The sequence below is a fragment of the Pseudofrankia coriaricola genome, from assembly GCF_001854805.1.
Lineage (GTDB): Bacteria > Actinomycetota > Actinomycetes > Frankiales > Frankiaceae > Pseudofrankia.
In genome coordinates this window covers 1-13306 of the sequence record NZ_MBLO01000101.1, presented here as the reverse complement: position 1 = coordinate 13306, position 13306 = coordinate 1, and the positions used below count along the sequence as shown (strand labels likewise).

Annotated in this window: 10 protein-coding genes and 3 pseudogenes; 6 read left to right on the top strand and 7 right to left on the bottom strand. The window is 69.3% G+C overall.

The window, feature by feature from the left end; translation table 11 throughout:
* Together BCD48_RS15745 and BCD48_RS53680 are read right to left on the bottom strand one after the other, a co-directional pair.
* Window positions 1-431 (bottom strand): annotated as a pseudogene (locus BCD48_RS15745) (hypothetical protein); the annotation flags it as partial.
* Window positions 432-502: 71 nt separating this feature from the next.
* Window positions 503-655, bottom strand: coding sequence for a hypothetical protein (locus BCD48_RS53680; RefSeq protein ID WP_241841760.1), 153 nt, complete (start codon window positions 653-655; stop codon window positions 503-505).
* A 405-nt stretch (window positions 656-1060) separates the two neighbouring features.
* Between BCD48_RS53680 and BCD48_RS53675 the strand changes: the two genes are divergently transcribed.
* A complete protein-coding gene (locus BCD48_RS53675; protein WP_241841759.1) occupies window positions 1061-1207 on the top strand; it encodes a hypothetical protein in 147 nt (48 codons plus the stop codon).
* Window positions 1208-1273: 66 nt separating this feature from the next.
* Here the strand turns inward: BCD48_RS53675 and BCD48_RS53670 are convergent, their stop codons facing one another.
* Window positions 1274-1774, bottom strand: coding sequence for a 2TM domain-containing protein (locus tag BCD48_RS53670; protein WP_241841758.1), 501 nt, complete (start codon window positions 1772-1774; stop codon window positions 1274-1276).
* Between the two features lie 241 nt (window positions 1775-2015).
* Between BCD48_RS53670 and BCD48_RS15735 the strand changes: the two genes are divergently transcribed.
* The 4 genes from BCD48_RS15735 to BCD48_RS15720 all read left to right on the top strand — a co-directional run bounded on the left by BCD48_RS15735 (window position 2016) and on the right by BCD48_RS15720 (window position 8332).
* Window positions 2016-2915, top strand: a complete 900-nt coding sequence (locus BCD48_RS15735; RefSeq protein ID WP_206745011.1) for an alpha/beta hydrolase — start codon at window positions 2016-2018, stop codon at window positions 2913-2915.
* A gap of 25 nt (window positions 2916-2940) precedes the next feature.
* Window positions 2941-3969, top strand: a complete 1029-nt coding sequence (locus BCD48_RS15730) for an SDR family oxidoreductase (RefSeq protein ID WP_071049138.1) — start codon at window positions 2941-2943, stop codon at window positions 3967-3969.
* A gap of 93 nt (window positions 3970-4062) precedes the next feature.
* The gene (locus tag BCD48_RS15725; protein WP_071049137.1) at window positions 4063-4893 is read left to right on the top strand and encodes an alpha/beta hydrolase; all 831 of its coding nucleotides are present in this window, start codon (window positions 4063-4065) and stop codon (window positions 4891-4893) included.
* A 226-nt stretch (window positions 4894-5119) separates the two neighbouring features.
* Window positions 5120-8332, top strand: a complete 3213-nt coding sequence (locus BCD48_RS15720; RefSeq protein WP_241841757.1) for an ATP-binding protein — start codon at window positions 5120-5122, stop codon at window positions 8330-8332.
* Between the two features lie 50 nt (window positions 8333-8382).
* Here the strand turns inward: BCD48_RS15720 and BCD48_RS53665 are convergent.
* Window positions 8383-9203, bottom strand: a pseudogene (locus tag BCD48_RS53665) (transposase); the annotation flags it as partial.
* 403 nt (window positions 9204-9606) lie between these two features.
* Between BCD48_RS53665 and BCD48_RS15710 the strand changes: the two are divergent.
* Window positions 9607-10572, top strand: a complete 966-nt coding sequence (locus BCD48_RS15710) for a hypothetical protein (protein ID WP_071049134.1) — start codon at window positions 9607-9609, stop codon at window positions 10570-10572.
* 1500 nt (window positions 10573-12072) lie between these two features.
* On the opposite strand, the pseudogene BCD48_RS53660 reads toward BCD48_RS15710, so the two are convergent.
* The 3 genes and pseudogenes from BCD48_RS53660 to BCD48_RS15700 all read right to left on the bottom strand — a co-directional run.
* Window positions 12073-12270: pseudogene (locus BCD48_RS53660) on the bottom strand (hypothetical protein); the annotation flags it as partial.
* A gap of 38 nt (window positions 12271-12308) precedes the next feature.
* Window positions 12309-12470 (bottom strand): hypothetical protein, encoded by a 162-nt coding sequence (locus BCD48_RS51285; RefSeq protein WP_157910508.1) that lies wholly within the window; start codon window positions 12468-12470, stop codon window positions 12309-12311.
* Between the two features lie 502 nt (window positions 12471-12972).
* The coding region (locus BCD48_RS15700; protein ID WP_131804008.1) for a C40 family peptidase at window positions 12973-13306 on the bottom strand (334 nt) is incomplete at its 5' end.

The following is a 13306-nucleotide window of genomic DNA, read 5'->3' as shown; positions in this document are numbered from 1 at the left end:
CTGGACTCCACCACCGCGAGATCACGGTGGTCCAGGTAGGCGGCGGCGATGCTCGCGTTGTGGGCCCGGTACCAGTTCTGGGCCGTCGGTGCCGCGACGAACTCCAGCCACACCTTGACCGCCGGTGACGACAGTTCGCCCGTCATCCCGCCGGAGCGCGCCACGGCCTCGCAGCCGTCTCGGAGCAACCGGTCGTTCACGGCTCGCCACCAGCGGCTTCCCGGAGCATCCGCCTCCGGCGGGTTCAGCACCCCGCGCTCGACCTGCCACCGCATGAACGACACGGCGGCCCGCCGGAAGGGGAGATGACGGGGAGCTCGACCGAACGGCCCGAGGTAAGTACGCGCCAAGAGCGCCAACCGGTCCCCGGGGCAGTCGCGTACCGCCGCGACCTGTGCCGCCGCCCAGTGCGGGGCATCCCCGTCCGTCAAGGCGCCTCCCGAACCTGGCCCATGGTGAGTATTACCGGACGCTCGGGAGTCATGGTGTCCTAACGGCCCTCCTACGGCACAAGGCCCTCGACCTCGACACCCAGCTGGAGGAGCACCAGCAGCACCCGCTCCGGCACGACCTGCAGCTGCTCTCGCCCGTGATACTCGCGCTGAACACCGCGCTTGCCCAGTGACGTCGACGCGGCCCGGGCGCTGCCCGACACCCCGGACGCCGCCGCGGGTGACGACTCCTACCCGGTCACGGTCTGGGCCGCCTTCGCCGTCACGGTGGCGGCGCTGGCCGGTGACCCGGCCTGGGCGCTGCGCGCGGCGGAGCGGGGGATCCCGGCGGATCCGGAGCTCACCTTCGTCTTCCTCGGCAGCTACCAGCGGCTGGCTCGGTGCTGGGCCCGCGCCGTGACCGGCGAGGACCCTGCTAGCGCCGCGGCGAAGCCCCGGGCATCATCGCCGCGGCCCTGCCGACCCGCCCCGCCCGGGACTGGCCACCTGGTGCGGGCTGCTCGCCGAGATGTGACTCGCCGCCGGGATGCCGGTCGAGGCCGCCACTGCCCTCGACCGGGCCGACCCCCTACCTCGACGCTTATGGCCAGCGCTACCCCGAGGGTCATGTGCTCCTGCCGCGGGCCCGGCTGCTGCGCGGCGAGCCCGTCGCCGTGGTCCGGACAGCCGCCGAGCGGGCTCGCGCGTTGTCCATCGAGCGCGAGGCATACCTGTTCGCCCACCGTGCCGAGGAGTTCCTGGCCGAACCGGAGTAGGCGCCAGCCGGCCCCGATCGCCCCATCGCGATCGCCGAGCGGCTTGGGCCGCACGGATCGGCAAGCTCAGGTCCCGGAAAGCGCCTTCAGATGTGAGTTGGCGCCCCGGATGTGGAACGCCAGCCCGATGCCCCAGCCCACTATCGACCACAGCGGCCAGAAGAACTGGTCCCGGGTGAGGGTCGCCCACAGCACGACCTGGATGACATTGGCGACGATGTACCAGAGAACATGGACCCGCAGGCCCCACTTGATGGCGGACTCACCCTTTCCTGATTTCATGCGCACAGAGTAGATCAAGGCGCTTGACGAGCAGTGAATTGCCGCGATCAAGTTCGGCCAGACAGCCCAGCGCGACGACATCACCCTCGTCGTCCTGCGCATCGCATGAGCGTGGAACGACTCCTCCGCTGCCCACGCGCCTCGTCCGACGCGGCTCGTGATCCCTCGTGCCTGCCAGCGCGTGTTGTCGGTCCCAGCGCTCCGTTCGCGCAGGTAGCGGCCCGGCCGGGATGCCTCCTTTGCGCGGCCGTCGGGTGCCGGGACGACTGAGAAGTCGCCGTTCACTCCGTCCCGACTTCGTTCACTCCGCGTCAAGTACTCGCCTCTACGCTCACGACCATTGACTGCTACTGCCGGCGACCGCGAGGACTAGGCGAAGAAGTCCTGCCAACCGACCTCGAGGCTTGATCATCCGACACTGCCACCTAGTATGCCTATCTTCACGGGAGGAAAGTGCGCCATGCCCTACTATCGTGATCAACTCGAATGGAAGGGTCAGCAAGAATTTCTGCCACGTAGGCTCCGCTTGGAACCGAACGACGAGCCGGCCGAGGAATTCTGGAGTTGGCGCGGGCACCGGGTGCACCTGGATCGCTACGCGAAGCCCGATGCGCCAGCCAAAGTAGTCCTGCATCACGGCGTGGGTACCAATGGCCGCCAGATGACCCTGATCGCCGGTGCGCCGCTGGCCAAGATCGGCTACGAGACGGTGGCTCTGGACAATCTCGGCTACGGGATGACCGAGACGGCTGCGAGCACCACCTGGTCGTACGAGGACTGGGTACAGGTGACCCTCGATTTTCTCGTCGCCGAGAAGGAGCGCGATCCCCGGCCGATCTTCCTGTACGGGCTTAGCGCGGGCGGCATGCTCGCCTTCCACGTCGCGGCGAAGGCGCCGAAGGGCCTGGTCGCGGGAATCGTCGGCATGACCTTCATGGACATGCGGAACCCGTCGGTCATGCGAGCCGTCGCCCACGACCCCGTGACCGGCGTCGTCGGCGTGCCGGCCTTGGGCGCGCTGCGCAGGCTCGGTCTGGGACGAGTCCGCCTCCCGATGGCGATGGCCTCCAAGATGAGCGCCCTGGCCAACGGCAAGGAGGTCATGAAGGTTCTCATGCGAGACCGCACCTCCGCCGCGAACCGGGTCAGCCTGAAGTTCATCGACAGCCTGTCGACCTACACGCCCGCCATCCCGCCGGAGGAGTTCAGCGCCTGCCCGATCCTGCTCACCCAGCCGACCGAGGACCGCTGGTCACCGTTCTGGATGGCGGAGACCTTCCTCGCGCGGATCACCGGCGTTCCGGTCACCGTCGCCCAGCTGGAGAACGCGGGCCATCTGCCGTTCGAGGACCCTGGCCTGCGGCAGATGATCGAAGCCATCGACACCTTCGTCACCGCGAACGTGCCTGCCGCCGCCGGACGCTGACCAGCCCGACGACAGGAGGTCGATCATGCTCGTTCTTGTTACCGGAGGTTCCGGGTTCGTCGGCGCACACTGCATCCGCCGATTGCTGCGCGAGGGTCATCGGGTCCGCGCCACCGTGCGCTCGCCCCGACGGGAGGCCGCGGTGCGGGCGATGCTGGCGCCTGGCTCGGAGGTTTCGTTCGCGCTGGCGGACCTGACCTCCGACGACGGCTGGGCGCAGGCAGCCGCCGGCTGCGACGCCGTGCTGCACGTGGCCTCGCCGTTCCCAGCCAAGGCACCCAGACACCCCGACGACCTGATCGTGCCCGCTCGGGACGGCACGCTGCGGGTGCTACGCGCCGCCCGCGACGCCGGGGTCCGGCGCACCGTGCTGACATCCTCGTTCGCCGCGATCGGCTACGGCCACCGGGACAACACCCGGGTTTTCACCGAGACGGACTGGAGCGATCCGGACGGTCCAGCGATGGCCGTCTACTCGCGGTCGAAGCTAGTCGCCGAGCGGGCCGCCTGGGACTTCGTCGACCGGTCAGGCGGCGGAATGGAACTGGCCGTGATCAACCCCGTCGGCATCTTCGGCCCGCCGCTCGGCCCGGACTGCTCGGTCTACGTCGAGGTCGTCGAGCGGCTGATGAACGGCAAACTGCCGGCCATTCCTCAGCTGACCGTCGGCGTGGTCGACGTACGCGACGTCGCAGACCTGCACGTGCGCGCGATGGCCGTGCCCGCCGCTACCGGCGAACGGTTCCTGGCCACCGCCGGGGTGATGTCTCTACCGGAGATCGCGAGCCTGCTTCGCACCCGGCTCGGCCCGGCAGCCCACCGGGTGCCGACCCGGACAGCACCGGACTGGGCGATCCGCCTCGGCGCCCGGGTGAACCCTCGGTTCGCGACGATCGTCCCGGACCTCGGCGCGGTGCGCGAGGCCTCGAGCGCGAAGGCACGCGACGTTCTGGGCTGGCGACCCCGGCCGATCGAAGAGACGATCATGGACACCGCGGCCGGCCTGGCCGACCTTGACCTGCTCCGCGACACGACACGAACAGCCGCGGCATAGCACGGTTTTCGCGTCGACCAAAAGTCGCCGCGCATCGAAGCGTCGTCCACCGTCTTACGGTCGCTACTTCGTTTCCCCCTTTGGAAGGCAAGCGTGACTACTTCGGGAATACCCGTGCTCTTCATTCACGGCCTGTGGATTCACTCGTCGTCGTGGACGCCGTGGCTCGACCTGTTCCGGTCCGCCGGCTACGAACCGATCGCCCCGGGCTGGCCCGGCGACGGTGACACCGCCGCGCAGACCCGCGACCGGCCCGATCGTCTCGCCGGCATCGGTCTCGACGACGTCGCCGAGCATTACGGCCGGATCATCGCGGCCATGGCGCGGGAGCCGGTCGTCATCGGCCACTCCGTCGGTGGGCTCGTCGCCCAGAAGCTGAACGTCACGCACGCTCTCCGCGCGGCCGTCGCGATCGATCCCGCGCCGATCAGGGGCGTACGGCCGCTTCCGCTGGCTCAGCTGCGTTCGGCGTTTCCCGTGCTGCGCCGACCGGGCAACGCCGCACGGACGGTCGCGTTGACCGCCAAGCAGTTCCGGTACGGATTCGGCAACGCGGTGTCGGCGGAGGAGTCCGACGAGCTGCACGCGCGTTATGCCATCCCCGGACCCGGCCGGCCAATCTTCGAGGTCGCCACCGCGAACCTCCGGCGCCGGTCGGCGGCGTCGGTCGACACCAGGACGGAACGCCGTGGGCCGTTGCTTCTCGTCTCGGGACAGCAGGACCACACCGTGCCCGACGTGGTGACCCGCGCGGCGCACCGGCTCTACCGGCACTCGCCGGCCGTCGCCGACCTGGTCCGGATGCCGGATCGTGGCCACTCGCTGGCCTTCGACCACGGCTGGCAGGACGTCGCCGGCCTGATCGAGGGCTGGTTGAGTAGGCAGTTCGCGAGTTCCACCACGCCCAGGTCAGCCATGACATAGGGGCCTCGTGGGCGGGTCCATGCCTCGTCGACGCAGGGCCCACACGCGTAGTGCACGTAGCTACCGGCTCCGTGGAGAGCGGAGCAGGCAAGGCATGGCTCGATCGCGGGCGTTTTGGTGTGACAGCGTCGAGATCCGGGCGCGCTAGGATCGACCTATCCGCCTAGGCCGTACGAAGTGGGCACACGACGGTGGCGTCATGTCTGCCGGGGTCAGAAGCTTGGATTTGCCGATCCTTCCTGCGGTCGCCGGCGGTGAGGATCCGCCGGTCGGCGGGTCTTCGCTGTACCTGCAGGTTCTCGGTCCGTTGCGGCTGTGGCGCGACGGGGTCGAAGTGGCTGTCGGCCCCCCGCAACAGGCATTGCTCCTGGCGCTGCTCCTGGCCCGCGTCGGCAGGCCGACCCGCACGAGCGAACTGATCGACCTGATCTGGGGCGGTGACGTCCCCCTCAGCGCCATCAACATCATCCACAAGTACGTCGGCGCGTTGCGAAGGGTCCTCGAACCCCTGCTCCCGGCTCGTGGCGCCGGCTCATTTCTGCACCGTCGCGGCGATTCTTCCTATCTCTTCACCGCCGCCGCCGGCACGCTGGACCTCGTCGCCTTCCGGGAGTTCGTCGGCGCGGCCCGAGCTGCCCTGGCTCAGCAACGGGACGACGCGGCGCTCGATCGCTTTGTCGAGGCGCTCGGCCTGTGGCGTGGCCCGGCGGGCGACGGCATCGCCGATGGGCCGAGCGCGACGGCGCTCTTCGCCGCCATCGACGAGGAGTTCTACGACGTGTGCATGGCAGCGGCTGAGCTCGCCGTGTCGATGGGCCGGCCGGAGGGGGTGCTCCCGGCTTTGAAACTGGCCGCGTCGATGGCCCCGTTCCACGAACCCGTGCAGGCCCTTCTCGTCAGCGCCCTCGGCGCCGCCGGACGCCAGGCCGAGGCGCTGTCGGTGTTCCGCGCGATCCGCGAGCGGCTTGCCGGCGAACTCGGCATCGACCCGGGTCCGGCCCTGAGGGAGGCACATCGGCGCGTTTTGGCGCAGCCCTCGGCGTCGCCCCTCCCAGCGCGAACGGATGACCGAGTACGGCCGGCCGCGCCGACCGGTCTGGTCGGCCGCGCCGAGGAACTCGCTGTCCTGCGACGCACGGTGGCGAGCGCCCTCGGGGGCCGCACGGGGATCGGCATCGTCGAGGGTGAACCGGGCGTAGGCAAGACCCGCTTGCTGGAAGAGGCCGCCGCCGTGGCCGACCGGCACCGCGCGCTCGTCGTCTGGGGTTCCTGCATGGAGGGTGGCGGGGCACCGGCGATGTGGCCGTGGGAACAGGCGCTGGGAACGGTCGTCGGCAGTCTTCCCGAGCCGGTCCGGGCCACGTGGCTCGCCAGCGAGCTCGGCGTCCTCCTCGAGCCGCGGGGCGACGCCACCCGGGCTGTTCCCGACGGCAACGCCCAGTTCCGGCTGTTCGAGCAGGTTGTCGCCCTTATCGGCCAAGCCTCGGTACGGCGGCCGACCCTCCTGATACTTGATGATCTCCAATGGGCAGACGTGGCCTCCCTACAGCTGTTCAGCCATCTGGCGGCCCGGCTGCCCCCCGGGACGGCGATCATCGGCGCGCTTCGGGACCGGGCTCCCACTCTCGCCTCGGTTCTCTCCCAGGTCCTGGCCTCCGCCAGCCGCCTGCCCGGTCACCGCAGGATCCGGCTCGGGCCACTCGCGCTGACCGACGTGGCGGAACTCATCCGCCACGAGGCCGGCCACGATCCCGGCGACGCCGTCACCCGTGCCATCTACGCCCGTACCTCTGGAAACCCGTTCTTTGTCCGTGAACTGTCCCGGTTCCTCAGCGAGGCCGGCGCGCTCAGCGATGGCGACGCATCCGCGCAGGCCGGGGTCCCGTCCACCGTGCGCGACGTCGTCCGCGGCCGGATGGCCGGCCTCGACGACCGCGCGCGGAATCAGCTGCGTCTCGCGGCGCTCATCGGCCGCGACGTCGACCTCACACTGCTTTCCCGCGCCGCCGGTGTGGACGTCGCGGACTGCCTCGAACGCCTCGACCCGTTGCATGCTCTCGGTCTGCTCGAATCGGGACCGGATGACCCGTCCTCGCTACGTTTCGCGCACGACCTGGTTCGCGAATCGGTTTCCGAGACCATGACGAAGCAGCAGATCATCGGGCTGCATCTGCGCGTCGCGGACGCGCTCGAACAGACCCATGCCGACGATGAGGCCATCGCCGAACGCCTCGCCTACCACCTGTGGGCCGCCGGCCCGCTCGCCGAGCCGGTTCGCACCGCGGAGGCGCTGATTCGGGCCGGGCGTCGCGCGGCGTCCAGGCTCGCGTTCGAGTCCGCCGACCGGCAGCTACGGTCCGCCGTCCAGGTCACCCGGACGTCCGGGCTCCTAGGGCTGGAGTTCTCCGCCCTAAAGCTGTTCGCCATCGTCATCAGGAGGCAGTCCGGGTACGACGCCTCGACGTTCGATCTGCTGGAACGTGGCGAATATCTGGCCCGCGGTCTCGGTCGGGAGGCGGAGGCCGCCGAATTCCTCTTCATTCGTCTGATGGGGGCCTACACATCCATGGGGAAGGACCGCGGGAGATTGGCCCGCCGGATGTACGAGCAGGGTCAGCCGTCCGCGGATCCGGTCGTGCGACGTTACGGGCGGCAGGCCTGGGGCTTGCATCAGTGGGACATCGGCAACATCGGACAGGCGTACCGGTCCTTCACCAGTGACGACCACCCCGGTGACGACCACATCGGTGTCGCCGTGCCGGAGGATGAGATACCGCTACGGCGGGATGGCAGCATTCGGGGGGAAGGGCCCGGGTGGCAGGCTGTGATGACCGCGTTGCACGGTCATGTAGCTCCGGCGCTGGCCTTCGTCGACACCTGGGACGACCCAGGCGATCCGTACGCCGCCTCGATCTGGGTCTACTACACCACCATGATCGCTTGCATGGCCGGTGACGCGGCCCTGGCGCGACGGGCCTGCGAACGATGGGTCTCCGCCGGGCTCGTCCGCCTCCGCTCCCGGATCGACCCCTACATCCGGCAGAGCTGGTGCTGGGCACGTGCCCTCACAGGCGATGATCCCGCCGGGGCGGCGGCCGAGGCCGAGAGCCTCCTGGCCGCCGACCTGCTCGACCCGCCGCGGTGGGGAATCGCCTACCACTATGGACTGATCGCCGAGATGTGGCTGGCGGCCGGAATGCCCGACCGGGCGGCCGCCGCCCTCGGCCGGGCCGACCAGGCCGTCTGGGACCACGGCCAGCGGTACGCCGAAGGGCTGCTCCTGCTGCTCAAGGCGCGCTTGTCGCAGGCTCGCGGCGAATCCCCAGCCGCGATTCGAGCAGCCGCGCAACGGGCGTACTCACACTCCACCGCTTGCGAGGCCCACCTCTTCGCTCAACGATCCGAGCGCTTCCTCGCAGAACTCGACGCCGACGACTGACCGCGCTGACACCCGCATCGCGTGCGCCCTAGCCTCGAGCTGACGCTGGGTTAGTTGAGGAGGATGCGGTGGCGGAGGAGGGGAAGCTGGCTCGGCCGTGCATCTGCCGCATGATCCGTTTGGTTTTGGTGTTGACGCCTTCGGCGTCGCCGTTGTGGTGGGGCAGGGCGAGGGCGTTATTGATGGCTTCCGGGTCGAATTCGACGCCGCGGGTGAAGGTGCGCAGGTGGGGCAGATCGGCGGCGCGTGTCGGACAGCGGTGATCCATTCGGTGAGCTGGTCGGCATTGCCAGGGCGGGGTTGGAGCAGGTCAGCGAAGGAACGGATCGAGCTGGCGAGGTCGATCCGTTCCGGGCAAGCGGTGGCGAGCTCGTCGAGGCGGGTGCGCTGGCTGTCGTGTAGGGCGTCCGGTCGCGTGAGCAGGAGCCGGGCGACGCGGCGCGGGGAGATTGCGGGCCGGTCGGCCTCGACGCGTCCTTGGGTGATGTAGCGGGCGAGGAGGTTGAAGCTGCCCTGGCAGCCAAGCGTTTTGATCTCCTCGAACAGGCGCGGGATCGGGATTGCGGGGTCGTCGGTGCGGCGGCTGGCTATGTCGACGAGATCCCGTTGTCACTTACGAAGCCAAGCGGCGTTTCAGATGCTCGCGGTAGGGATCGACGAGGGTGGGCAGGTATTGCGGGGCGCGTTGGAGGCGTTCGGGTTCAGCGACGCGGGCGTAGCGTTTGATCGTATTCAGGCCGAGGTTGAGCCGCCGGGCGCATTCGAGCAGACCGACGCCCTGATCGAGCAGGCCGTGGACTTGGTGCCAGCGTTCCCGGGTCGTCTGCGCGCGGGGTCCGTCGTTCAGCGGCGGGCCGTTCTTCGCCCAGCAAGCGCGCGATCCCCCCACCCGGATGCGACCCCGACGGCTACATCGGCCGGACCCTCCTCGGCTGAGCAACCCGACAGGGGCCAGGCCGGCGGTAAGAAGACCGAACTTTCAGATAGTCAGTGATCATCTTTTCGCTCTGCTGGCATACTCCAGATCCCGCAGCAGCCGCTGCATCCCGTCGGCGACACGTCCCCCGCCCGCTCCGCGAGCGTCCACCCACTCTTACGATCAAGACCCGCGACCAGCAGCCCCGACACACACTCGACGACCCGCCGCTGCGGCGCCGCCCGCCCGAACCTGCTGCCGACCCGAGAACACAGCCCATCCAGCTGAACCGACCACGCCTTCACCACCACGGCAACGATCACCCCGGAAGATCATCAATCGCCATTGCGGTACTAGGATGGACCGGATCCTCCAAGGCCTGTTCTCGCGCACGGCCTGTCGCCCGCTGTGCACGGATGGCCTCCTCGGTGACGAACGGCTGGTCATGGCGGCGACATGGGAAGGCTGGGGCGTGGGGCCGGACGACCGGAAGAAACTGTTCGACCAGGCTCGGGAGCTGGCGCGGCGCGAGGTGAGCCTGCCGCGGGCCGAGCGGCTGTGGACCGAGGTCGTCGACGCCTACCGCCACGCCGTCGCGGACGCGAAGGTCCCGGACCCTGAGGACGAGCGACAGCTGGCGCGGGCGCTATGGCGGCATGCGATGGTGCTGCACGCGCTCGGCCGGCCGGCCACGGGACTGCGGCCAGGACACGAGGCGGTCGCCCTCTTCGAGCGGCTGGAGAACGCGGTGAGCGCCACCTACCCGAGGGCGACGGCGCTGCGTGACCACGCGCTTGCCGAGCTCGTCACCGCGCTGGCCGACGTGGGAGAGATCGCCTTCGCCGCGGCACAGCCCCGGGCGCGCCTCCGCCTGCTGGAGCGTGCGATCTCCACCGGGCTCGACAGGGCGGGGCCAGCTCTCACGGCCGGGCGGCGAGTTCGCCGCGCGCTCGGCAGCGCTTACCACAACCAGGCTGTCGCCCTGCTGGACCAGCATCTGAAGAATGCGACGCCCCACGGCGACGCCCTCGCCGCCGTCTCGGCCGCGTCCCAGGCGACCGAGCTGCGCCAGGGGCTCCGTGACGACGACGACCCCCAGACGAGCTGGGAACTCGCGAACAGCTACGGGGTCTATGCGCTGTGTCTGATCGCCGCGGCGGACCTGCGCCGCGCGTCCATGGTTATCCGGCAGGGGAACAGGCTCGTGGCCGCCCTCGGGCCGGACGCGCAGGAGCCCCGGCAGAGGCTGGGGGCCGCCGCGGCCCTGCTGGCCGCGGCGAACACCCGGTCTCGTGGCCGCTGGAGACCGAGTCGCCGGGGCTAATACTGCAACGGCACCTGATGACTGGGGGGATGATCTGTGTCGTGATGGTCGAGGCGTCGGCGGCTGAGCTGGACGGGCTGTGTTGCATAGGGGCCGGTTCGGGCGGTCTGAGCCGCGCGTCGGCGTGTTGCACCCGGACGACGATCTGACACGATGACCCGCACGCTGCTCACCGCGGCGGCGCTGCGAGCGCCCTGATCACTCGGAAACCCGCAGGACCGCTCGCACGCAGGTCAGACCCGATTCGCCCGCACCTTGAGACCTCAACAAGGCATCGTAGATCATCATGCCGAGGGGTCGGTCGCATCCGGCCGCATCGCGGTCGCTCACACGCCCCATCCAGGAGAACCGTCACACCGTCCCCCGCGACGGATGATCACTGAAGTCGGTCGACCGTGTCGAGCGTTTTGCCGCAGATCACGTCACACCGTCCTCCATGGCGGATGATCGTTGAAGTACCGGTGATGCGGGCGGCTCCTACCTGTCTCGTGGGTCGTACCGTCCTCCAGAACGGAAGCCAGCCGTTGTCGACCCATGCGGTTTCTACGTTGGGGTCGTCATACCGTCCTCCAGGACGGATGATCACTGAAGCACCACACCCGGGGTGGCATACACGAGGGCCTTCTGGGCCGCCCCGTCCTCCAAGGCGGATGATCATTGAAGCGGCGTGATCGTGTTGGTGAACAAGGCCAGCTTGTGGGCGTCGCGCGGTCCTCCGAGACGGACGATCACTGAAGCATCTGCACGAACGCCGCGATGATCGGAATCAGGAAGTCGCACCGTCCTTCGGGACGGACGATCACTGAAGCATCTGCACGAACGCCGCGATGATCGGAATCAGGAAGTCGCACCGTCCTTCGGGACGGACGATCACTGAAGCGACGTGACGATCTAGGGGGACCAGGCCGACGTCGAGTCGCTCCGCCCGTTAGGACGGACGATCACCGAAGCACCGTCGTGCGCCGCGACATCCTGATCGCGCCGAACGTCGCTCCGCTCGCTCGGGCGGATGATCACTGAAGTCGGGGACGCTAGACGGGCATCTCGCTGTCGACACTCGCAGGCCGCACCGGCCGCTCCGCCGGCAAGGAGAGACGATCATTGAAGCGGCGGGATGCAGATCCAGTTCGCCTACGACCCGGCCTCCGGTCGCACGTCCGCACGGTCGGACGATCATTGAAGCCAGGTCGCGTTGGCTAGGGCGCTCCTGCCCAGGTCGGTGATCGTCTTTCGTCTCTGCTGGTGTACACCAGGTAGGCTGGCCGTGAAAGACAGTGCTTGGTGGACGTGGTGGACGTTCTCGGTGGGTTCACGTCATTGTGGATCATCGGTTGGGGTTCGATTCCCTGGAGTGCGCGCCTGGTCGAGGCAGGTCAGAGCCCCGCAGCCGCTTTCGTGGCGCGGGGCTCTGGCGTTTTCGGACGCCGGCGGGAGTGGCTCGTCTCGCTGCGGTCCGTGGCCGACCAGACGTGACCATGGCCTATGGGTATGGGCCTTCGGTTAGACGGCTTGCTCGGGTTCGCCGTCTGGCGGCGAGGCGCCGCGTTCGATCTTGGTGTGGGTGTCGGTGCGTAGCTGGGTGACGAGTCTGCGGGCGACGGGGGCGCCGACGTGGAGCCGTTTGCGGAGGGTCTCTGCGGAGATAGGGCGTTGGTGGTGTTGCCAGTGCAGGACGTCTTCGGCTCGGGCTCGGTGGAGGGAGCCGGCCATCCGGTCTAGGCGTGCGGTAGTGCCTGTCAGCCTTCGGCCAGTGGGAGGATCCGGGCAAAGGTGGCACCAGCGTCGCGGGATTCGTAGATGCCATCGCTGGTGGCGACGAGCAGGTGGCCTTCGTCGACGGCCGTCATATCGGGGGTGTGGATGTGGCCGCAGGCGGTCACGGCCGGGCGGTGCGTCACTCTCGGCCCGGGGCCGTGGGGGCGAGCCGGTCGGGCCGCCACCGAGGGGTTCGGACGGCGGGTAGTCCGCTGGCGGAATCCGAGGGCGGGAGGGGAAGCCCTCGATGCCAGCGGCGGACGTCGTGGATGGCGCGGCTAAGGGGTGAGGGCCGCGCCTGCTGCTACCTACATGAAGAGTTCTGGAACGTGCTCGGAGAAAAACGGGACGGGTCGGCGGCGAAGGGCCAGCGCGGCCGACGTTGTGTCCGGGCCGGAAATCACCGCCGCCGAGAACGGCTGGCGAGCGGCACCGCTATGCCGTCGTCTTGTCGGGCGTCAACGGGCCCCGGGGCTTCGGGAACTCCGTGAGCGGCGGTCCCGCCAGCGGGAGCTGGCCGGGCCGCCAGGCCACGTCCGCGAACCCGCAGGGGAGGGGTTCGCGGGCAGGTCCGCCTGAGCGGGGCAGCCGAAGCCGGCCGAACGTAACGCTCAGGAGGAAGCCCTCCTCGCCCGCCGCGCCTTCCTACAGGACGCGGCCGACGAGGTAGCTCGTGCTCCAGATCGTCTGCAGCTGGACGACCGAGCCGGAGTGCGGCGCGGCCCACATCTTCCCGTCGCCGGCGTAGATGCCCATGTGGTAGATCTCGCCCGGCGCGCCGAAGAAGATCAGGTCGCCGATTTCCTTGTGCGCCTGGTCGACGTGGACCGTGGCCTCGTACTGCGCCTCCGCCGTCCTCGGTAGGTTGCGGCCGAGCTGCCGGTAGACGTACTGCACCAGGCTGGAGCAGTCGAACGAGTCCGGCCCGTTGGCGCCGTAGACGTAGGGCTTGCCGGCCTGCAGCGACGCGAGGTAGACG

Coding starts and splice junctions, on each gene's coding strand:
- BCD48_RS15710 (WP_071049134.1), top strand. CDS start 9,607: ATGGACCGGATCCTCCAAGGCCTGTTCTCGCGCACGGCCTGTCGCCCG.
- BCD48_RS15730 (WP_071049138.1), top strand. CDS start 2,941: ATGCTCGTTCTTGTTACCGGAGGTTCCGGGTTCGTCGGCGCACACTGC.